This window comes from Amphritea japonica ATCC BAA-1530, assembly GCF_016592435.1.
GTDB classification, from domain to species: Bacteria; Pseudomonadota; Gammaproteobacteria; order Pseudomonadales; family Balneatricaceae; genus Amphritea; species Amphritea japonica.
On the sequence record NZ_AP014545.1, the window covers coordinates 3,396,620 to 3,418,227 of the forward strand.

The following is a 21,608-nucleotide window of genomic DNA, read 5'->3' on the forward strand; positions in this document are numbered from 1 at the left end:
ATGATTTGATCAAATAATAAAGACAATAAAAATGAGTGTGCCGCTATGAATCACGTCATCGAGCCCAAAGCTCCTGAAACAACCGATATCCACCATCTGGCACAACAGATACGTTTTCAAAAAAACGACGGGACGATCTGGTTTGGCGAACAACGGATGCTGCTGTTACAACTGGCGTCACTCGCAGACTTCCGTAAAGAGCAAATTCTCACCGTCGGTCTGGAAAGAGCTAAAGGTTTCTTTATGCGCCTGGGTTACAACCTTGGTCAGAAAGATGCCGAGCTGGTACGGCGACTCACCGGAGATATATCTCCCGAAGCGATGTTCCGAGCGGGGCTTCAACTTCACTCCCTCAAGGGTTCTGTTCGGGCTGAAGAGCATAAGCTCGAGATCGACCCTGACAATAATCATTTCTTCTGTCAGCTGACAATGCATGACTCTTATGAAGCCGAAATGTTTATCTCCGAGCTGGGACTTACCGATGGACCTTGCTGCTGGGCATTGATTGGCCATGCCAGCAGCTTTGCATCGGAGCTTCTGGGCCAGGAAATCATCTTTAAAGAGAAGGAGTGTCGGGGCTGCGAAGACAGCAACTGTTTGTTTGAAGGCAGACCTGCCAAAGAGTGGGATGATTATGCGAGCTACCGCGAATATTTCAATAGTGCACCGATTATCGAAGAGCTCTATGAATTACAGGATCAAATCTCTGTCTTACGCCATAAGATTGCTGATACCGGCACGTTAGGGAACTTCCTCGGTAAATCAACCGGATTCCAGAAGGTCTGCAATCTGGCCAATAAAGCCTCCACTGGCAGGGTGTCTGTACTACTGCTGGGTGAAACCGGCGTGGGTAAAGAACTGGTCGCTAAAGGTATTCATAATAATAGCGAACGAGCTCAGGAACCTTTTATCGCCGTCAACTGCGCCGCCATTCCACAAGATTTGATTGAATCAGAGCTGTTCGGTGTAGAAAAAGGCGCCTACACCGGCGCCACCCAATCCCGGGCGGGACGCTTTGAACGTGCCAACCATGGCACTATTTTCCTCGATGAGGTGATCGAACTATCACCCAGAGCTCAGGCAACCCTGCTGCGCGTACTCCAGGAACACGAACTGGAGCGTGTCGGCGACAATAGAACGCGAAAAATCGATGTACGGGTTATTGCTGCGACCAACGAATCACTGTTAACAGCCGTTGAAGAGGGTCGCTTTCGAGCCGACCTCTATTACCGCCTTAATGTTTATCCCATTGATATCCCACCCTTGCGGGAGCGTCGTGAAGATATCCCGATGCTGGTCGCCCACTTCCTGAAGAAATACGAATCATTTTACAACCTGAAAACCCTTGGCCTATCAGAGCTGGCAACCAAAGCGGTGTTGAACTACGACTGGCCCGGCAATGTGCGAGAACTGGAAAATATGATCGAGCGGGGTCTGATTCTGGCGGAGAACGGCGAAGCCATCGCAGCCCAGTATCTCTTTCCAAGCCTGAACCTGGACAGTGATACCCAGGTAATCTCTGCATCAGGAGCATTAGTCAACAACCATCAAACAAAGACTAGTGATGTAACCTCTGAACCCTCCGGGAGCTGGCTGGACGAAGCTATTACTCAGATGGGATCGATGGAAAAAATTGAAGAAGCCATCCTCAGGCACGCTATCGAGAGCGCCGAATACAACGTATCGGAAGCCGCCAGGGTGTTAGGTATGAGCCGCCCTACGCTCGCCTACCGGCTGAAAAAGCTCAACATTGAGATATAACCCATGAACCCGACCAACAAACAGGATAAGAAGTGAACAATATGGCATTAAAACTCAGTGTTGTAGATCAAGCACCTGTACATAACGGTCAGTCTCAAAGCGAGGCTTTACATAGTTCGACACAGCTGGCGCAGTTATGCGATATTCTGGGCTATCATCGTTTCTGGGTTGCTGAGCATCACGATACCGCCAGCTACTCCAGCTCATGTCCTGAAGTACTCATCTCCCATATCGCCCAAAACACGAAGAACATTCGTGTAGGCAGTGGCGGTATAATGTTGTCACACTACAGCCCCCTGAAAGTGGCTGAGTTGTTTCGGACACTGGAGGCGCTTAATCCAGGTCGAATCGATCTTGGCGTCGGGCGAGCGCCTGGCGGGACAGATATTACCAGCCAGGCACTGGCCTTTCCTAACCAGCCAAGGGATCCGGCACTTTATCCACAGTTGCTGAGTGATCTGAGTGATTTCCTACACGATAGCAAATCACCAAGCCGCAATTTCCATAAGGTCAACGCCTCCCCTATTGGTGCTCAGGCACCCGAATTGTGGACGCTGGGGTCGAGTAGCGGTAGCGTTGATCTGGCCGCAGAGTTGGGGCTGGGATTCGTTCTGGCACTGTTTATCGGCACCCACTCCCGGCCCACCGATATTATTCAGCGTTATAAAAAGCTGTTTCGACCCAATGGTAATGGCGCCGAAAAAGCTCAGGCGATTATCTCTGTTGCCTGCCTGTGCGCTGATAGCAAAGAGGAAGCCGCTTATCTGGCAGCACCGAATATGTATTGGAAGGTAATGGCATTCCGGCATGGCATCAGGGAGAGCATCCGCTCTCCGGAAGAAGCACTGAATCTTTACCGCAAGCTTTCCCCTTCTGACCAGGATTATTATCAAACCACTCTGGATACGGTTATTTCCGGAACAGCTACTGAGTGCAGGACAGAAATTGAACAGCTGGCAGGCCGCTATGACGTTGACGAAGTCATGCTGGTTAATGTGGTTTATGATTTCGCCGACCGCTGCGCCAGCTACAGCAAGCTGATGGCAGAGTTCACCGGTTTAAACCCCACTACCGCAATCTGAAAGTTGCCTTGTCTGACAGCACTGACAAGCGCCTTGTGTATTAGCTGCAACGGTCGCTTGTTGATCTTCCTCGTCACTCCCCTTACTCGCCTAACTCCTCCCTTCACAACACATATTCCTCAGTTTCATCTTTAATACCGCCTGTTTTCTCAAGAAAACTGAAAGTAAATTGAGGTAGCTATTGAATCGTTGGGTAGATCAATTGCCAGCCCCTAGCGGCCAATAAAAAGCCCGGGCATTGCCCGGGCTTATTCACCTACCTATCTGTTTAATAACCTCAGAACACTTACTTACCGGAAGCCCGCAGATTCTGAACAGTCATCTTACTTTGCGGTGTCAGAGAAGGATCCACAATCCCCTTAAACTGACCGGTAGTACAATGCTGCGCCTGCATATCGACCATAGTGAAGGCATCATCAATCGCAACACCTTTACCCTTATTCTGTGGCAGATGGTGATCAGGATGAGCCTGACCTATAGACCAGCTTTTCCACATATCACCTTTACGATCGTACGTAATGTTACGAGGAATGGTGAATGTTTGTGCATCAATAAAGTGCTGACGCTTACTGATCGGGTGATTTGGATCAACCGACGCGGACTCAACTTCATACACTTTACGCAGCTGATAAGTCACGTTAGGAAAACAATTTCCCTTACCGCCAAAGGCCACGACCTGATAGCCCTCATCATCCTTATGAGACTCACTATCCAGTTCCATCTCGTTGTGGTTATACATAGGAACCAGCATGTTGCGAGCGCCTTTGAAGGTCCAGTTCATATCGGAGATACGACCGTTATAGCCTTCAAAATCTTCAATCATTACGTCTGATCCAAGAAACGAGTCTGTCACCTGACCGGAAGATAAGCGACGCACACGACGCTGGAAACCCAGATAGAGGTAGGCATTATCACGTTTCAGATCATCCTCAAAACGCTGAATCAGCAACTGCGTATTCTTAACATCGAACGGCTCCAGCACCTGTACATAGATACCACGGAACAGATTCGACGGATTTGGCGTAATTGCCGGAGTCGGAGTCTGCTCAGTACGATGCGTAAAGTTGAGGAAGTGGAAGTTAAACTTCAGTGTTCGTTCCAGCTTACCGGTCTCCATATTACGGAATTTCCAGTAGAACGGCATAATGGCAGCTGAATCTCCCCAGTTATAGCCATACTTATAGTTCCAGGCCAGCTTTTCACCCGCACGTGGATCATCTAATGAAGGCTCTGCAGGGAAGGGACGGCCCGCCACTGAACCACTAATCTCACCAGGATTATCACCCAGCTTTACATTAGCAAGGTTCGCTTTAGTGGCTTCGACGTAGCTCGAGTGCAGATCAAACGAGGTTGTTTCACCAACTTTAACCTCCGTATCACCGGCTTTAATAAACTCATACATTGCCGGATCAAGTATCTCTTTGAACTGATCAACATTACCCTGATTAATGGTCATACCTGCACTCAGACCAGTATATGACGGCACACCACTTTTATAGGGATAGAAAGAGTTTTCCACATCCTGATCTGTCGCAGCCATCGCTGAAGTTGATACCGCGGCAGTCAACGCCAGTGATATAAACGTTTTATTAAACATAATGATTTACCTTCTTATAGTTATATTCGCTTAAAAGCTGTAACGAACAGACATCTGGAATTCATCTTCCTGATTAGCAACACCGATAGGGCCATTCAGGAAACGCGCCAGTGGTTCTGTTTGAACACCACCCGCAGCCCCTCCGGTAACAGACCAGGGAAACTTCTTCTCGCCACCCTCTTTAATGTTGAAGCCAGCATTCACTTTCCAGTGATCATCGATCAGATATTCGATGCTCGGCGCAATAGCAGTTGCCTCTGCAGCAAAGTCGTGGGCGATAATGATCTGAGGGCTGAGACGGTTATTCACATAGAAGCCTTTGAATAACATTGTTGCGATCCAGTTCTCCGCTTCATTTGGCATATCCCTTTCGTGATCGAGGATATGTTCACCAAACAGCTGAGTGGACAGTAAGAAAGCACTACGAGTACCTAGCTCAGGAATCGTTATATTCTTATCAAAGCCGATAACGTAACGGAACATATCGGTCTCTTTATAACCGTAAGCATCCCGTGGCTGCTCTTCACCCTGGGTGTAAGACGTTTCAAGACGCCATACCGCATCCTGGTTCATCGAATAGTAATCGATAGAACCACCGATCAGATTAACCTCAGGAAAATGGATATTGAACAGTCCAAAATTGGAACCAGGGACTGGACTAACGCCGTTGCCATTAGTATGTATAGAAGGTAGCTGCTGACGATAGTGCAACGCGTTCAGAGAGAACGTCGCATCCCCATACACGCCTTCCCATTTCAGGCCGAATTGAGAGTTAGCTAATGACCAGTCATGTTCTTCGACATCATTGATGACGTATGGACCGCCGCCAATAATTCTTGAGGAAAAGAAACAACCGGCATCAACGATACGATACGCCTGACCACAGGTACCCAGATTATGGGGACGGAACTTATCAATATTCCACACAACGGATAAGTTGGAGTCATCAAAAATCTCATTCGGGCCCATACGCCATTCGGCGGTCAGCATCCATTGAGGGATACGGATATCTTCCAGCTCGTCATAGATATTATGACGTGAGTAATCCACCGGATTGATTACATCCAACACCCGGAACAGGTCAGTCTTGCCCCAGACCACTTGCTGCTTACCGAAGCTAAGATTAATAATATCGCCATTATCCAGCTGCTTATCAGCAGAGATATACAACTCACGAATAAAATCCAGCTGATCGTTGAAGTCTGGATATTTAGCGTCTTTCTCGTCCTGATCCATATAGCCATCAAGGTTGTCACACAGGGCCGGATCATTTTCACAAGGAAGGGGTGTTCCCGGCTGTAAGATCGTTGAAGACAAATCCTGTTCGTGCCAGTTAGCGCCCAAATACTCTTCGGTTGCATCTTTACCGAACTCATCGTCATTCAGGTCATAAACACCATCATAAGTCGCCCGCAACGTACCGTTAATAGACACATTACTCCAGCTATCAGATTCGATAGGCTTAGAAAATTCAGCCTGAGCAGTGTTTCGGAATTTTGACAGTCCAACACCATCACGCAGATAAGTCGCGTTCTCAACGAAGCCGGCCCATTCCGTATCCGCCGCTACCGCAGTACCGGTATAACCGGCTGCCATAGCAGTCACTCCCACAGCCACTCCCGCAGCCAGTTTATTCATCGTCGTTATTATTCTTTTCGACATCGGTTTAACCCCTTCAGGTTTACTTGTTTTACAAAAAATGCGTTTAAAATACCCCCATGCAGATGATCAGCCGTGGATCACGCCATCTTCATCGACATAAGCTTCACAGATAAATTTCGGTTTAAAGACCAGCACCCAGGAAGGCACCAGCAACATCGCTGCTGCACCATTGAGAATGACCATCACAGACAGCAATAACGCTGCATCTGCCTGAAAGCGCAAGTCTGAAAGGATGACCCACATAACAATGCCGGCTATCAGGGTAATAGCGGTAAAACTGATCGCTAAACCAGTCGTGCGGATAGCGGTTCTCACTGCTTTGGCCAGGTCCCTCTCGTTCACCATTTCAGAGCGGATCCTGTCCATCATGTAGATGGAGTAGTCGATACCCACACCAACACCCACCGCGATAATTGGCACCGTATTGATGTTAATACCCATCTGAGTAATACCCATGTAGGCATACGTCAGCGTGGTCGCAAACATCATTGCCATAAACATCATCATGCCCGCTTGCAGTGAGGTGTAGAAAAACATCACCATCGCGAAGATCAACAGGAAAACTAAGGGTAATACCCACAGATTGGTCTCGTAAGCAGCTTCATTCATCGCCGCAGTAACACCGATAGTGCCGCCCGCCAGACGTATCTGTAGCCCTTCAACCTTGCCTTCATTTGCCTCTATCCACTGTTTTGCAGAATGGATCGCACGGCGAATCGTTTCACCCTGATGGTCCTTATAGAAGAACACCAGGTTGGCAATACGCTCATCGGTATCAACAAACTCATTCAACGCGCCCGGAATTGGACTGGACATCATGTAGGTAAACATCAAGCCACCGACATATTGCGCATCACCAGGGATCTGCATCCAACGTGGATCATCGTTATGGAGTAAGCGATTAACCTGCATAATCAAATCGGGTACGCCTTTTGCCCCACCCACTTCTGGGTCCAGCAACATATGTCGTTCCAGATCCGCCAGCGCCCTCAATACTTCAGGCCGTTTGATACCGCCTTTTTCATCGGTTTGAGCAACGATATAGAGCTCTTCTGAGCCAGGAAAACTATCATTAATGGCGCCGGATGAGACGTTGTAGTCATGATCCTGATAGAGGATGGGAGAGCCAGGCTCAGATTCACCAATCACCACTTTAGACGCGAAGAACCATCCCCCTACCAGCAACAAAGCTCCCATCATCAGAGCATTTCGGGCTGACTTTTCAGTACTTACCAGATCAGCACAGATGTAACCGACATTGCGAAACAGGTTATGTTTAACTGCATAGTTTTTTGGCTTAGGCAGTACTGATAGCAACATCGGTACGGCCAGCAATACGGTAATGATGATGGACAGCGCCCAGAGGGAAGCGTAGTGAGCCAGTTTCGTATTCAACGGAATCGAACCGATTGCGATCAACAACAGTCCTATGGCATCAGAAACAACGCCTAAACTGCCCGGCCTGAATAGATTCTCAAACGTCAACTGAGCAGCTTTTTTATGATCTGCATGCTCATTCAATTCAAGATAGTAACGCTCTACGATCTGAATACCGTGAGACATCGCCCGGGCCGAGATAAGAAAGGGGATAACCAACCCTAACGGGTCCAGGTTGTAGCCAAACAGGGAGATAATACCGATACCCCAGATGGTAGATACCACCACCGCAGCCAGTGGAATCAAAACCCCGTAAGCTTTACGAAAATAGAAGATCAACAGCGCAATCATAATCAGCGCCGTAAACATAAAGATCTCAATGATCTGTCCCAGGTACTGGTATGCCCAACCCACAAGCATCGGCTGTCCCGTCACATGAATCTTAAAACCTTCAGCACCTTCATCTGCGCGCATCTGCTGGATCGCATCAAAGGTTTTAACATAATCCAGCTGACCCTCATTCAGCTGCGCCTTAACCAGCGCCATCTTCATATCAGGACTAACCAAAGGACCGTAAACCCGTGGATTAGCTACAATATCCTGACGTAGAAGTTCCAGCTCCAGCTCACTAATTTCACCGCCCTGGGGATCGTAGTAAGACTCCGAGTTAACATTACCCTCGGGGGTCATCCATACTTTGCGCGAATTCCGGTGCGTCACACTGGCAACTAAGTTGTGGTTAATACCCGGCAAACTATCGACGGCCTGGGTCACACGATGGATACGTGCCAGCGCTTCATTACTGAAGATATCGCCGTTTTCTACTTCCACTCCGACAATAACGACATTGGCGCCACCAAAAGACTCCTTAATTTCATTATGGAGTTCAATGTAGGTGTGCTCCTGCGGCAGCAGATCGGCAAAATCAGAGTACATTTTAACGCCCGGAATCTGACTGGCGAAAAACAGAGTAATCGCCAGAATCAAGCCCAGTACGACCTTAGGATGGTGAAAAATACGCTCATCCAGATTGTGCAACAGGTGAGTGAGCTTATGGGATTGTGCAGATGCTTTATCAGACATATCCGTCATTCCAAATTTATTATTGTTAAATCAGTGATTTTTCTAAGACAGCTCAGATATCGACCGTAAATAAAGCACCCCAGCCTCCAGAGACCAGCAGTCGTTTCTCATCTATCTGTTTACCAGCCCGCAGATAAACCGGAACCTTCGGCGCATCCAGTTTGTGCCACTTATCATCCTGTTTTTCTAATACGGTGCCGTGATCACCAAAGGCAAACAGCCGGGTTTCATTAGCGTAGAAGTTGTAGATCGGAGACTCAGTTGGTGTGGCCTGTTTTTGCCAGGTCAGCCCACCATCTGTAGTAGAAAGAATGGTGCCACCCAAGCCTGCGACCCAACCGATAGAAGCATTACTAAAGTGACTCCCCAATGGGAAAAATTCATTCGGAATAGGTTCTTGAATCGCCCAGTTCTGGCCGCCGTCTTCAGTACGAGCCATAAAACCAAACTCGCCTACCGCTACAGCATTATCTTGATCAAAGAACTGTATGCTTGAGATTGTCGCATCTTCATTCAGGCTCAACTCAGTCCAGTTAGCACCTTTATCATGACTGCTCATCAGCGTAGTGAAGCTGCCTGTTGCCCAGTAGCTATTATCCGGACCACAAGTCACCGAAATGAGGCTTTCAGAGGTAGGAATATCACTGCTGCGCCAGCTAGCTCCCTGGTCATCGCTGATCCATAGCTGATGCTCCATACTCAAAGCGATCAGACTGTCATCAGGGCAGGTTTCAACCGCCACAAAGTTTGGCTTAGACTCAAGCTCCTGACGCTGCCAATTGAGTTCTGGTGCACTGCCGGTCAACACCAAACCATCAGAGCCGACAACGATAATTACATCTTTACTTTTAGCCAGCGCCTGCAGCTGATCAGTACGCCGTACTGACTTACTTTTCTCCTGCTCTATACCTTCCAGATTCAAGGGCGCTTCACAGCCAGTTAACAACAACGGCAACGTTATCGACGCCAGCAGTGCAGCCGATTTAAAACCAGAAACGGCCTGACCTGATTTACCTTCCGTCTGTTGATCAGTTTTCTGGAGCCTTGTTGTATTTATTGCTCTCATTTTTACGACACCACACAGTTTTATAAAATCGCTATAGGGGTTAAGAGCAACCCTTGTGCCAGAACATGACCAAGATCAACAAAATAATTTTAATTCCTTATTTTTCAGATGGTTAAAACAGCTAAAACATTTTACATCCTTATGGAATCAGATATTAAAGTATTGAGAACACTACTTTTTTGATTAAATAATCAGGTTTTTAAGCAAATGATTAAGCAAATGATTAAGCAATGAAGTCGTAGTGAAAGTACTGAATTAATCGCACTAACCCACGAAGAAGAGGCTCACCTAAGGCAGCTAATAAGCGCCCCATAAAGACTTTTTTATCAGACCAGTTTATCGAGGCTACTGGTCAGAAATCGTTCTCTGAGCTATCTATCTGAGCGTTGCTAAATTAACGATTGGTTCAATAATCGCAATTTACTCAAGCCAAAAAAAACCTCCTGATCAGGAGGTTTTTTTAGGACTCTGGCGGTCTTATTTACCCAGTTTTTTTGCCGACTGGCCACCAATCCCGAAATGCTGTTTAGGCATCTCATTAATCATAATGCGCACACTCTCTTTCGGCGCATTCAGTGAACTGGCAAGCGCATCGCTTACAGCATCTATCATTTGCTCTTTTTGCTCATCAGAGCGACCTTCCATTATATTAATACTTACTATCGGCATTATATTTTCCTTACTGGTACAACCAGTTTTTCAGCCATCGGGTTACCCTCGGCATTACTAAATACGTCATCAGTAATACCTGCAGAACCACAATCACAGCCGTCTTTAACCATAATCCGACATCCACCAATAGCGGTGCCAGCAATATGTTCAGAACGATAACCAACACATACACCACGCTGATCAGGATCAGCGCCATCTTATGGGGCGACGGATGCTTATTGACCGGAAGTTCCGGCAGATCAAACCAAAATTCCAGACCGGTTCCCCTCTGCACTTCAGCCTCACCTTCCACTAGCCCGTCCAACTTATTCAGCCAGTCTCCTCGCAGGACCGATGATTCCCAATTCTGACAATTTTCGTAACTATCAAAACGGTAAATCAACACATACCGATCCTGAGTAGATGCCGAGGGACGCAGTACATTACTCCCCTGGTGTCCCGGGTAACTGGAAGCGGCATCAATCACACCTGAAATCCAGGCCTCATAAGCACTTTCACACCCAGGCTTAACCTGGCGAGAAATACTCACCGTCACCGGGCCTTCTTCACCCGGTTCAATCAGTTGCTTTTGAATACAGCTTTCAGTCATCAAAAAATTTCCCAGTTCATATATCTACGGCATAGCCAGAGACGACTAAATGCAGAACTTATACAAACTTTCCTGAAATGGAGCCTAACCCCTGATAACGGACACAGAATGAGTCGCCCTGATTCACCTGAACCGCTGCAGTAATCGCACCAATCATAATAAAGGAACCCGCAGGTAGCTCTTCACCGCGTTCACCCAGCATATTTGCCAGCATCGCCACCGATGCTGCCGGATGGCCCAATACTGCGGCACCCGCACCAAGCTCCACGACTTCACCATTTACTTCCATTACCACGCCCAGATTCTTAAGATCCAGATCGGCAACGTCCGCCATTCGCCCACCCGTAATAAAGCGTGCTGAAGATGAGTTATCTGCGATAACTGACTTGAGATCGAACTTGAAATCCCGGTAGCGAGAATCGATCACTTCCACCGCAGGCATGACAAAGTCAGTCGCACGCAGCACATCACCAATATGTATACCCGGACCTTTCAGAGGCGCTTTAGTCACAAATGCCAGCTCAGCTTCGATCTTGGGATGGATCAGTTCATCATGTTTGATTGTGCCGCCATCGGGTACAGAGAAGTAATCCGCTAAGAAGCCATAGCAAGGATGTTCAACTCCCATTTGCGACATCTTCGCCCAGGAGGTGAGGCCCATTTTCATACCCACGATTTTATTACCACGCGCCTCTTTCCGGCGACGAATCTCCCATTGGATATCGAAAGCATCTTCGTACGTCATATCCGGAAAATCATTAGTGATTTTTGTTACGTCATAGGCTTGTAATTCAGCATTTTCCAGATGAATAGCTAGCTCTTCAATCTGCTTTTTTGTCAGCTTATTTTCTTTAACATTAGCCATCAGATAAGCCCCTTTTCTTTCGCCATTGTCAGCGCCAGATCTTCAATCATATCTTCCTGGCCTCCTACTGTTCCACGACGACCCAGTTCTACCAACAGGTCACGGGCCTGAATGCCGTAGGTTGCTTCTGCTCGTTTAGCAAACAACAGGAATGAGCTATAAACACCGGCATACCCCAGTGTCAGCGCATCACGGTCCAGTCGAATCGGGTGATCCATCATCGGCACGACAAGATCTTCAGCAACATCCATAATCTTATACAGATCGATACCATGATCGGCATTCATTCGGTCCAATACCGCTACAAAGACTTCCAGTGGCGTATTACCTGCTCCGGCTCCCAGCCCTGCAACCGAACCATCTATCCGGTTTGCTCCGGCTTCAACCGCAGCGATAGAGTTAGCAACACCCATTCCCAAATTATGATGCCCATGGAATCCCAGCTCAGTATTCGGATTAAGCTCGGCACGTAGCAACCCGATCTTCTGCTTAACCTCTTCTGGCAGCATGTATCCTGCAGAGTCGGTACAATAGATACAATTCGCGCCGTAATTCTCCATCAGCTTTGCCTGTTCCAGCACTTTCTCAGCTGACACCATGTGCGCCATCATCAAAAAGCCAACAGTATCCATCTCCATCTTCGCAGCCATACCAATATGCTGTTCAGAGACATCCGCTTCGGTACAGTGAGTGGCAACACGAATCGTACTGACGCCCAGATCTTTCGCCATCTTAAGATGTTCCACCGTTCCGATTCCGGGTAACAGCAGAGCGGATACTTTGGCATTTTTCATCTTCGGGATTACCGCTGACAGATACTCTTCATCGGTATGAGCCGGAAAGCCGTAGTTTAGAGAAGCGCCGCCCAGACCATCACCGTGAGTGACTTCAATCAACGGCATACCCGCCTCATCCAGACCGGTCGCGATGCTGACCATCTCATCCAGAGAGATTTGATGGCGCTTTGCATGCATACCATCACGCAGACTCATATCATGAAGGGTGACCTTCTTACCTTGTATACTCATCACTTATCCTCCACTTATCGGGCTGGCAGTTCGATACTGCCCGCCTCGGCTTCTTCAGCAAACATCTCAGCGGTACGCAATCCCGCCGCGGTCATAATATCCAGGTTACCGGCGTACTTCGGCAGGAAGTCACCCAGACCTTCCACTTCCATAAACACCGATACTTTATTGCCATCAAATACAGGCCCGTTAACCAGCTTGTACCCGGGAACATATTTCTGAACTTCTTTCACCATCTGCTGAACAGATTCAGTGATGGCCGCCTGATCAGGTGTATCCGTCGTCTGGCAGTGAATAGTGTCACGCATCATCAGCGGAGGCTCAGCCGGGTTAATAATAATGATCGCCTTACCTTTCTTAGCACCGCCAACTTTCTCAACAGCACCCGAAGTGGTTCGGGTAAATTCATCAATATTCTGACGTGTCCCCGGCCCTACTGAACGAGAAGAAACAGTGGCTACAATTTCTCCATATTCAACTTCCTGTACACGTGAAACCGCTGCGACCATAGGGATCGTTGCCTGACCACCACAGGTCACCATATTGACGTTCATCTCAAGGTTCTTAGCATGATCAGCCAGGTTCACAGGAGGCACACAAAACGGGCCGATAGCCGCTGGAGTCAGGTCGATCATAATCACACCCAGCTCATTGAGTTTTCGACTATTCTCTGCATGCACATAAGCAGACGTCGCATCAAACGCAACGCGAATATCATCTTCCAATACATGCGGTACCAGACCATCAACACCGGTAGTGGAAACTTTGATACCAAACTCTTGAGCACGCTTTAAACCTTCAGACTCAGGGTCTATGCCCACCATCCAGACCGGTTCGATCCAATCGGAACGCATCATTTTCATCAATAGATCAGTACCGATATTACCGGGGCCGATAATGGCGGCTTTCAATTTCTTACTCATATTCTTTTCCCAACTTATTCGCTGCTATTCAGACTTCGATTTTTAGGTAAAACGTACTGAGGCAGAACCTATACCGCCGATGGAAACCCGCATAAAGTCACCGGCCTGCACCGGCTCTAAAGGCACCAATGAGCCTGAAAGAATGACCTCACCCGCTTTCAAAGGAATACCGAACTGACCCAGGGTATTTGCCAGCCAGGCGACGCAATTAACCGGGCTTCCCAACGCTGCTGCACCAGCACCCGTAGAGATAATTTCACCGTTTTTCTCCACCACCATGCCGCAAGTTGTTAAATCGACTTTGCGGGGATCCACTGCCTGGTCACCCAGGATGAATAACCCACAGGATGCATTATCAGCTACCGTGTCCTGGATCTTGATCTGCCAGTCTTCAATACGCGAATCTACTACTTCAAAACAGGGCAATACGCAGTCGGTAGCCGCTAATACGTCGGCATTTGTAACCCCGGGACCAATCAAATCCTTTTTCAGGATAAATGCGATCTCACCTTCAGCTTTGGGCTGAATAAGTTGCTCACTAATAGGCATCTCCTGACCTTCAGAAAACGCCATTTTGTCTGTCAGATAGCCAAAATCCGGCTGATGAACATTGAGCATGTTCTGTACTGCTTTCGAAGTGACACCGATTTTTTTACCGATGATTCTTTCACCTGCAGCAACTCTGCGTTCGATCATCCGCAACGAGATATGGTAAGCATCTTCAACGGTGATATCGTCATATCGTTCTGTAAATGGGCGTAGCGTCTTTTGTTCAGTCATCGCCTGAAACAACTCATCGCCACACTGTATAATCTGTTCTTGATTCATAATTTATTCCTAGAACTGTATAAGTCATTCAGGCCAGACTACGAGTCTGATTTCTGCAGTCTGTCTGAATAACAAAAAGGTGTTAGTGCCTTACAGCTTGATACATACATTCTTTGTCTCAGTATAAAATTCAAGACCGTGCACCCCACCTTCACGGCCAATACCTGACTCTTTTGCACCACCAAACGCAGTCCGAAGATCACGCAGGAACCAGCTGTTAACCCACGCCAGTCCTACATCCATCGCTTCAGCTACACGTACTGCTCGGGAACTATTTTCAGTCCAGATAGTGGCGGCCAGTCCATACTGTGTATCGTTAGCCAGTTCGATAACCTCCTCTTCGGTATCGAAGGGCCGTATATGGCAGCAAGGGCCAAAGATCTCTTCGTTGACCACCCGGGCATCGTCGGACAAACCGGTCCAGATCGTCGGCTCGACCCAGGCACCAGCATTCAGCTCAGCACCCATATCTGGAATTCCACCGCCAACCACAACAGTCGCACCTTCTTCAACAGCCAGGTTGTAATACGAGAGAACTTTCTCTTTATGCTCCTGGCTCACCAAAGGACCGAAATCCACTTCTGGATCTTCCGGACGACCTAATTTGAGGTTTTCGACACCCTCTTTCAGACGTTGTACAAAAGCTTCAAATATCGGACGTTCCACATAGACCCGCTCGGTACCCAGACACACTTGTCCACAGTTAACAAACGCTGAGCGCATAGTGCCCTCAATCGCTTTGTCCATATCGCAATCGGCAAATACAATGCCCGGATTTTTACCACCGAGTTCCATCGAAATATTGCGTAGTCCAACTGAAGCAGCCCGCATAATCGTTTCACCGGTACTGGTCTCTCCGGTGAACGTAATCGCATCAACGTCAGTGTTAGCTGTGAGAAATGCACCAGCAGAATTTCCGCCGAAACCATGCACTACGTTGTACACTCCGGGTGGAACACCACACTCGTTCATAACTTCACCCAGCAATGTTGCTGTCGCCGGCGTTTCTTCTGAAGGCTTAACAACCACAGCGTTACCACATGCCAGAGCCGGGCCCACCTTGAAGGTCATCAACAGTAAAGGCAGGTTCCACGGGCTGATGACCGCAATGACACCCTTAGGCTTGCGATGACCATAATTCAACGCCCCTTTGCCATCAGGAGTATCCAGTTTGAACGCTTCGGTAGGGTGATTGGCCAGGGTTTCAGAGAACGCTTTGAAGTTTGCCGCACCACGAGGAATATCAATATGGGAAGCGACTTTACGAGGCTTACCAGTATCTTTGCACTCCGCATCAAGAAACTCATCAAAACGCTCATTGATTCGATCGGCTACGCGATTCAACATCTCAATACGCTGCGCCTGTGTCATCTTGCCCCAAGGACCTTTCATAGCAGCTTTCGCAGCCTGTACCGCGGCATCTACTTCAGGCTTACCCGCTTCATGAACCATACCAATCAGACTGTTATCTACCGGATTACGGTTTTCAAAAGTCTTACCGCTCGAAGTGGTAACAAACTCACCGTTTATAAAATTTTTAAATTCATTCATCTTTAATTCTCACTAGCCTGTGGTAATCCATTTCAGACCTTAGTTACCGACAAGCAACAGCCAATAGAACCAACCAAGAGAGCTGCTATTAATTATGCGCTGCTACTGTTCAGTAGCAGCGCGGTGAAACATTGACAGGATCAGGTAAGAACCGTTAGGAATCGGTCATTCAGCACCCGGTCATGATAGAAAATAGCCTTACCCAGTTGCTCAGCCTGCCAGGTAACAGGCTCGTGATCCGGGTAGTGATAATCACCATCACAGAAGACTTCTGAACGATTGCCTGATGGATCAAAGAAATAGATAGTCTTACCATGGGTCAGACCGTGACGGGTCGGCCCTATATCCAGAGAAACATCTTCCATGGAGATCAGGTCAGCCGCACGTAACACATCCTCCCAGGTATCCAGAATGAATGATGCGTGATGAAATTTACCTGGCTCTGGGTGCTCAATAAAAGCAACATCGTGAGCTTTCATACCTACCGTCAGAAACTGAGCAATACGGGTACCCTCTGGATCCAGCACTTGCTCTGCCAGCTCAAATCCCAGCACATCCCGGAACAGATCCAGCGTGCCCTTAATATTCGGCCCGTACAGCAAACAATGATCAAAGCGGGTTGCCTTCATACCTTTCAAACCACGAGGCCAGGCTTCAGGGTTCACATTTTCCACTCCCCACTTACCGGTTCGTTCCTTCTCGGCATAGATTTCAAACATGTGACCGGTCGGAGAGTCAAAACGGATACGACGGCCGCAGCCATTTAGCTCACCTGCGGGGATCTCTTCTACGTTACAGCCATGTTCAATCAGCTCGCCATGCAATTTTTCAAGGGTCTGGTTATCCAGTACTTTGTAGCCAACAAAATCCATGCCCGGCTCATCTGCTTCACGTAACACCACTGAAAACTTATCGACTTCAGTCCAGCCTTTTAGGTATACGCGGCCCTGAGCGTCACGTTCAACTTCGATCAGACCGATTAAGTCACGATAATGTTTAAGCGCTTCTTCAACATCCAATACCCGAATCTGGATATGACCGGGACGCATTACACCTTTTCTCATGATCTTTTCCTCAGTATTTTTACTTTTATTATTTAACTGTAGGTTGCGTTTCAGCAGCCTGTTGATATGAAGATTCCGGGGCCTGGTAGTGATCTGATTCAATTTCCAGATCGGTACAGGGAAAGACCCGACAAGCCAGAGCATAGCCACGCTGCTGTTCTGCTTCCGATATATGGGCCTTGCTCATCCGCTTTGTTTCATACTCTCCAGCGAGAATACGAATTTTACAAATGCCACAACCACCACCCCGACAACCCACACTGATAGCTGCAGCACTATGACGTTCCATACCCACCAGCAGCACCTGATCTTCAGCACATTCAAAGGTCTGATTCCGGTTAATAACCCTAATCTGATGTCTAGACTGATCGGGCATTCAGGTCTCCATACATGTTCATTCGATTTCACTCACTTTAGTTAGAGCAACCACTGTGCCAGCATTTAAAAAAACAACCAAAAACCCAATAACACATTGTTTTATTTGACTTAAAAAACATATTCATAATAAGAGAACATAAAAAAACCCGCTTTTATGAGCGGGTTTCTATTCAAAAGATTAATCATTTCAGCAATAAGGTTAATGATTTCATTAGTCATCCTTAACACCAGAGGTATGATTCCATGGAGAGCGACCGATAAAGAATCGGACTCTCTAATACCCTGAACGAGTCCTGCCAATTACTCGCTCCGACAGCCATTAATAAAGGTAAGTAGTGCTCTGAAGAGGGATGTGCCTGTTGATAGTCTTTAGTTTCAACATCCGGCTGGCTCAGCGCTGTCGTATCACGAGAGGCGACCTTCTCCCTGACCCAATCCTGAAAACGTTGAGCATAGGCAACCGGAGGATCATGATTAAACGCTATATCAAATAGATTATGAGTTACGCCTCCGGTCGCGATAATGGCAACTCCCATACTTCTCAGTTCACCAAGCACCCGCCCAAGCAGTAGCAAGTTAACCGGATTTAACCGGCTATCTAACGATAGCTGTAGTACCGGAATATGCGCAGCCGGGGCCAGATGCATAAGAGGAACCCAGGCTCCATGATCCAACCCTCTGCAACGATCCAGCTCTACCTTGAACTGGTTTTGTTGCAGATGTAACTGGATCGTTGCAGCAAGCTCTGGATGGCCAATAGCCGGATACCGTAATTGATATAAGGCTTCAGGAAAGCCGCCAAAGTCATGGATAGTTTCCGGGTTATCCACAGCCGTTAACTGAAGTCCTTTGGTCTGCCAGTGCGGAGAGATAACCAGTATCGCTTTACAGTCCAGGAACAGGCTTTGAAACCGGCTCAGTTGCTTTCCTGCTTCACCCGGATCAATGGCCCACATAGGCGATCCATGACTGATAAACATCACCGGCGCTTTATCTTCCATCAGGAAAGCTCCCCTAGGTAACGGTACCAATCCAACTCAGGACCCGAAGGTACAATACCATTCGGATTTAAAGCCTTTATGGAGTAGTAACCCGCCTTTATATGATCTATCCGGGTATTCTTAGCAAATCCCGGTATTCGCAATAAGCGTTCCAGGTAAGCTGAGATATTCGGGAAGTCGCTAACTCGCTGTCGATTCGTTTTAAATAAGCTGAAATAGGCTGGATCAAAGCGCACCAGCGTTACAAATAATCGGATATCACTTTCGGTCAGCAGCTCTCCTACTGCGTAGCAATATTCAGAGAAATGCTTTTCTAAATAGTTCAGGGTATCAAACACACCTTTGCAGGCTTCTTCATAGGCCTCTTGAGTCGTTGCAAAGCCCGCTTTATACACACCATTATTCAAAGATTCATATATATGTTCGTTAAAACGATCTATAGATTGTTCTAAAGAATCTGGAACCAGATCAATCGCTGACTGATGTAACGGACGCAAATCGTCATTAAAGATCCGTATGATGTCAGCAGATTCGTTATTCAGAATAACGCCCTGTTCGCAGTCCCACAGTACTGGCACAGTTGCCCGGCCGGTATAAAGCGCATCACTTTGAGTATAGAGTTGATGCATATACTCAACGACTTCAAGATCAGCTGATGTGCTGCCTGGATAATCTCCAAACTTCCAGCCAAAATCACTCAATACCGGCTCTACAACACTAATAGGAATAGCTTGCTCAAGCCCCAGCAACGAGCGGGCAATCAGAGTTCGGGTCGCCCAGGGACAGATATAAGCAACATAAAGTTTTACACCTAGCGACTTAGCTTTAATACGTTCAGCAGGAATCCCCTCCCTAAACGTACTGCTCTGACGTACAAAACGTCCCTGCGCATCTTTTTTCTGAACCGGATCCCACTTACTTTGCCAAACGCCATTTACCAGCATGACAGGCCTCCTGTGCTAAAGCCTGCTTTAAGCGCTTAGCCAAATTAATATCAGTTAATGCGGATAATTTTTGACCAAGATAAATTATTAAACAATAATTCATTCATTGAACTAATTGTATGGATTTAGTTAACAATCATGGACAAGCTCAATCTAATGACCTCTTTCATAGCCGTTGTCGAAGAGGGTAGTTTTACCGCCGGCGCCCATCAGCTAGGTAAGACAAAAGCACTGTTAAGTACCCATGTATCTCAACTGGAAGCCTGGTTAAAGGTTCGCCTTATTATCCGTTCAACCCGCAGCATGCAATTAACGCCCGAAGGAAAAATCTACTATGAACAGGCAAAGAAAATTCTCGATGATATTGCCACTCTGGAAGCCGAGCTCCTCTATAAGAATCAATCGCTGGTAGGACGCTTAAGAATTTCTGCCCCAACTACCTTTGGCGAAATTGTCCTGATGCCCTTTGTTGCCCGTATGATTACCGATCATCCTGAGCTCAATATTGATTTGGTGCTGAATGACCGCTATGTCGATCTCATAGGAGACGGCTACGATATGGCTATCAGGATTGGAGAACTACAGGATTCCAGCCTGATTGCTCGCCCCGCCGGATTCCGTAAACTGTTACTCTGTGCAGCACCTGCTTTCCTTGACCGTTACGGCCTTCCAGAAAAGTTGCAGCAACTGGAGTCTATGCTAGGAGTGTTTGATAGTAACCTGCGCGAAGGGGCCTGTTGGAGCTTCCAACAAGGGGACCGTAATATTGAAATAAAACCGATTTTCATTACCCGTGTAAACAGTGCTCTGGCCGCTGCAAACATGGCACGAACCGGAACGGTGTTAGCGCAATGCCCTGATTTTGCAGTTCAGGGAATGCTACAGCGTGGTGAGTTGATCCCACTGTTTGAGGAATATTCTCAACAGGCGCTTCCCGTCAGTATTGTTTACCCTCACCGGCAACACCTTTCCACAAAAGTTAAATTCTTTTCTGATGGGCTGATAAAGTACTTGTCAGCATAATAAAAAAGCCGCATAAGCGGCTATTGAGTATGAAATTTAAGCGATCAGATCCGTTTAAACAATGCAGATTTACTCTGCTCCTCGGCACCATCTGCCGCAGTCACAAATCGCTCCATATGAATGTCTCGTTCAAACAAACGCCCATGCATCAGCGTCGTTATTGCCGCATCAATCATCGGCGGAGGGCCGCAAAGATAGGCTTTATTACCATCAAAACGACCATCAAAGTGTGCGTTTGCTGCCTCGTGAACAAAACCCGTAAAACCTTCCCAGTTATCGCCCTCTTCCGGCGCATTTAGCGCAGGTACATAGGTGAAATTAGAAAATTCGTTATCCAGGTTCTCAAATAGCTCACGGTTATACAGCTCAGAGACATTCCGCGCGCCCTGCAGTAGGGTGATCTGTCGACCATCACCCTCTTCCAGCATATCCAGAATCATCGATTGAGGGCTGGATAAGCCGGAGCCTCCCGCAATAAAAATCGCACCCTGCTCATCTGATTTACGCACAAAGAATTGCCCATACGGGCCACTGACATCCAGGGTATCACCCACTTGAAGCTGTTCATGCAGATAAGTCGTGCCCGCACCACCCGGTACCAGACGGACATGTAACTCGAGAGTTTTCCCATCGGAAGGTTTATTGGCGATGGAAAACGCACGATTACCCTCAACACCCGGAATATTCAGATTGATATACTGACCGGCCTGGAACTCCATCGTATTATCCAGCTCAAAAAATATCCCTTTGATAGTCGGCGACAGATCCTGAACTTCGGTCACTGTGCCAACAAAATCCAACACCGGATAACCGGCAAAGTCTTCATCAACATCGATATCAGCCTCAATCACCATATCGGACTCAGGTGTACAGCAGCAGGCCAGAATTTTACCCTCTTCACGCTCCATATCCATTAGCGCAAAGGGCGAGGCATTGCCCAGATCCCCTTCTCCTTCAAGTACCTGCACTTTACAAGTAGCGCAGGTTCCATGGCCACACGCAAAGGGTAACCAAACCCCCTGCCGCAGGGCAGCATCCAGGATGGTCTGACCCTCTTCAACCTCGATAACATCGCCGGTTGGTTCTACTGTCACTTCATAACTCATATATTCAC

The 21,608-nt window shown here is 47.6% G+C and carries 19 protein-coding genes; 3 read left to right on the forward strand and 16 right to left on the reverse strand.

Annotated elements, in window-relative coordinates; genetic code table 11:
* Positions 1-45 precede the first annotated feature (45 nt).
* Positions 46-1,761, forward strand: a complete 1,716-nt coding sequence (locus AMJAP_RS15630) for a sigma-54-dependent Fis family transcriptional regulator (RefSeq protein ID WP_019623053.1) — start codon at positions 46-48, stop codon at positions 1,759-1,761.
* Positions 1,762-1,802: 41 nt separating this feature from the next.
* Complete coding sequence (locus AMJAP_RS15635; protein WP_019623054.1) at positions 1,803-2,843, forward strand: LLM class flavin-dependent oxidoreductase; 1,041 nt, start codon at positions 1,803-1,805, stop codon at positions 2,841-2,843.
* A gap of 286 nt (positions 2,844-3,129) precedes the next feature.
* Here AMJAP_RS15635 and AMJAP_RS15640 read toward each other — a convergent pair whose 3' ends face one another.
* From AMJAP_RS15640 to AMJAP_RS15710, 15 genes are all read right to left on the reverse strand, one after another.
* Positions 3,130-4,440, reverse strand: coding sequence for a DUF1329 domain-containing protein (locus AMJAP_RS15640; protein WP_019623055.1), 1,311 nt, complete (start codon positions 4,438-4,440; stop codon positions 3,130-3,132).
* A gap of 30 nt (positions 4,441-4,470) precedes the next feature.
* The gene (locus AMJAP_RS15645; RefSeq protein WP_156815257.1) at positions 4,471-6,102 is read right to left on the reverse strand and encodes a DUF1302 family protein; all 1,632 of its coding nucleotides are present in this window, start codon (positions 6,100-6,102) and stop codon (positions 4,471-4,473) included.
* A 66-nt stretch (positions 6,103-6,168) separates the two neighbouring features.
* Complete coding sequence (locus tag AMJAP_RS15650) at positions 6,169-8,562, reverse strand: efflux RND transporter permease subunit (RefSeq protein ID WP_019623057.1); 2,394 nt, start codon at positions 8,560-8,562, stop codon at positions 6,169-6,171.
* A gap of 52 nt (positions 8,563-8,614) precedes the next feature.
* Positions 8,615-9,628 carry a WD40/YVTN/BNR-like repeat-containing protein gene (locus AMJAP_RS15655; protein ID WP_019623058.1) on the reverse strand — a complete coding sequence of 338 codons (1,014 nt, stop codon included), beginning with the start codon at positions 9,626-9,628 and terminating at the stop codon, positions 8,615-8,617.
* 477 nt (positions 9,629-10,105) lie between these two features.
* Positions 10,106-10,297 (reverse strand): 2-hydroxymuconate tautomerase, encoded by a 192-nt coding sequence (locus AMJAP_RS15660; RefSeq protein ID WP_019623059.1) that lies wholly within the window; start codon positions 10,295-10,297, stop codon positions 10,106-10,108.
* 10 nt (positions 10,298-10,307) lie between these two features.
* Positions 10,308-10,889 (reverse strand): antibiotic biosynthesis monooxygenase, encoded by a 582-nt coding sequence (locus tag AMJAP_RS15665; RefSeq protein ID WP_019623060.1) that lies wholly within the window; start codon positions 10,887-10,889, stop codon positions 10,308-10,310.
* Between the two features lie 58 nt (positions 10,890-10,947).
* Positions 10,948-11,754, reverse strand: coding sequence for a 2-oxo-3-hexenedioate decarboxylase (gene dmpH / locus AMJAP_RS15670; RefSeq protein WP_019623061.1), 807 nt, complete (start codon positions 11,752-11,754; stop codon positions 10,948-10,950).
* Positions 11,754-12,782 (reverse strand): 4-hydroxy-2-oxovalerate aldolase, encoded by a 1,029-nt coding sequence (dmpG, locus tag AMJAP_RS15675; protein WP_019623062.1) that lies wholly within the window; start codon positions 12,780-12,782, stop codon positions 11,754-11,756. The genes dmpH and dmpG overlap by 1 nt, the downstream gene beginning before the upstream one ends.
* Positions 12,783-12,796: 14 nt before the next feature.
* The gene (locus AMJAP_RS15680; protein WP_019623063.1) at positions 12,797-13,705 is read right to left on the reverse strand and encodes an acetaldehyde dehydrogenase (acetylating); all 909 of its coding nucleotides are present in this window, start codon (positions 13,703-13,705) and stop codon (positions 12,797-12,799) included.
* A gap of 42 nt (positions 13,706-13,747) precedes the next feature.
* Positions 13,748-14,533 (reverse strand): 2-oxopent-4-enoate hydratase, encoded by a 786-nt coding sequence (gene dmpE / locus AMJAP_RS15685; RefSeq protein ID WP_019623064.1) that lies wholly within the window; start codon positions 14,531-14,533, stop codon positions 13,748-13,750.
* Between the two features lie 90 nt (positions 14,534-14,623).
* The gene (locus tag AMJAP_RS15690) at positions 14,624-16,084 is read right to left on the reverse strand and encodes a 2-hydroxymuconic semialdehyde dehydrogenase (RefSeq protein ID WP_019623065.1); all 1,461 of its coding nucleotides are present in this window, start codon (positions 16,082-16,084) and stop codon (positions 14,624-14,626) included.
* A gap of 140 nt (positions 16,085-16,224) precedes the next feature.
* Entirely contained in the window at positions 16,225-17,148 is a 924-nt protein-coding gene (locus tag AMJAP_RS15695; protein WP_019623066.1) for a catechol 2,3-dioxygenase, read from the reverse strand.
* Between the two features lie 28 nt (positions 17,149-17,176).
* Complete coding sequence (locus AMJAP_RS15700) at positions 17,177-17,524, reverse strand: 2Fe-2S iron-sulfur cluster-binding protein (RefSeq protein ID WP_019623067.1); 348 nt, start codon at positions 17,522-17,524, stop codon at positions 17,177-17,179.
* A gap of 223 nt (positions 17,525-17,747) precedes the next feature.
* On the reverse strand, positions 17,748-18,527 hold the full coding sequence (locus AMJAP_RS15705) for a DODA-type extradiol aromatic ring-opening family dioxygenase (RefSeq protein WP_019623069.1): 780 nt from the start codon (positions 18,525-18,527) through the stop codon (positions 17,748-17,750).
* The gene (locus AMJAP_RS15710; RefSeq protein WP_019623070.1) at positions 18,527-19,471 is read right to left on the reverse strand and encodes a glutathione S-transferase family protein; all 945 of its coding nucleotides are present in this window, start codon (positions 19,469-19,471) and stop codon (positions 18,527-18,529) included. Before AMJAP_RS15710 ends, AMJAP_RS15705 begins: the two co-directional genes overlap by 1 nt.
* A 138-nt stretch (positions 19,472-19,609) precedes the next feature.
* Here AMJAP_RS15710 and AMJAP_RS15715 point away from each other — a divergent pair, with 138 nt between their 5' ends.
* Positions 19,610-20,494 (forward strand): LysR family transcriptional regulator, encoded by an 885-nt coding sequence (locus tag AMJAP_RS15715; protein ID WP_026340253.1) that lies wholly within the window; start codon positions 19,610-19,612, stop codon positions 20,492-20,494.
* 44 nt (positions 20,495-20,538) lie between these two features.
* Here the strand turns inward: AMJAP_RS15715 and AMJAP_RS15720 are convergent, their stop codons facing one another.
* Positions 20,539-21,600, reverse strand: coding sequence for an NADH:ubiquinone reductase (Na(+)-transporting) subunit F (locus tag AMJAP_RS15720; protein WP_019623072.1), 1,062 nt, complete (start codon positions 21,598-21,600; stop codon positions 20,539-20,541).
* Positions 21,601-21,608 lie beyond the last annotated feature (8 nt).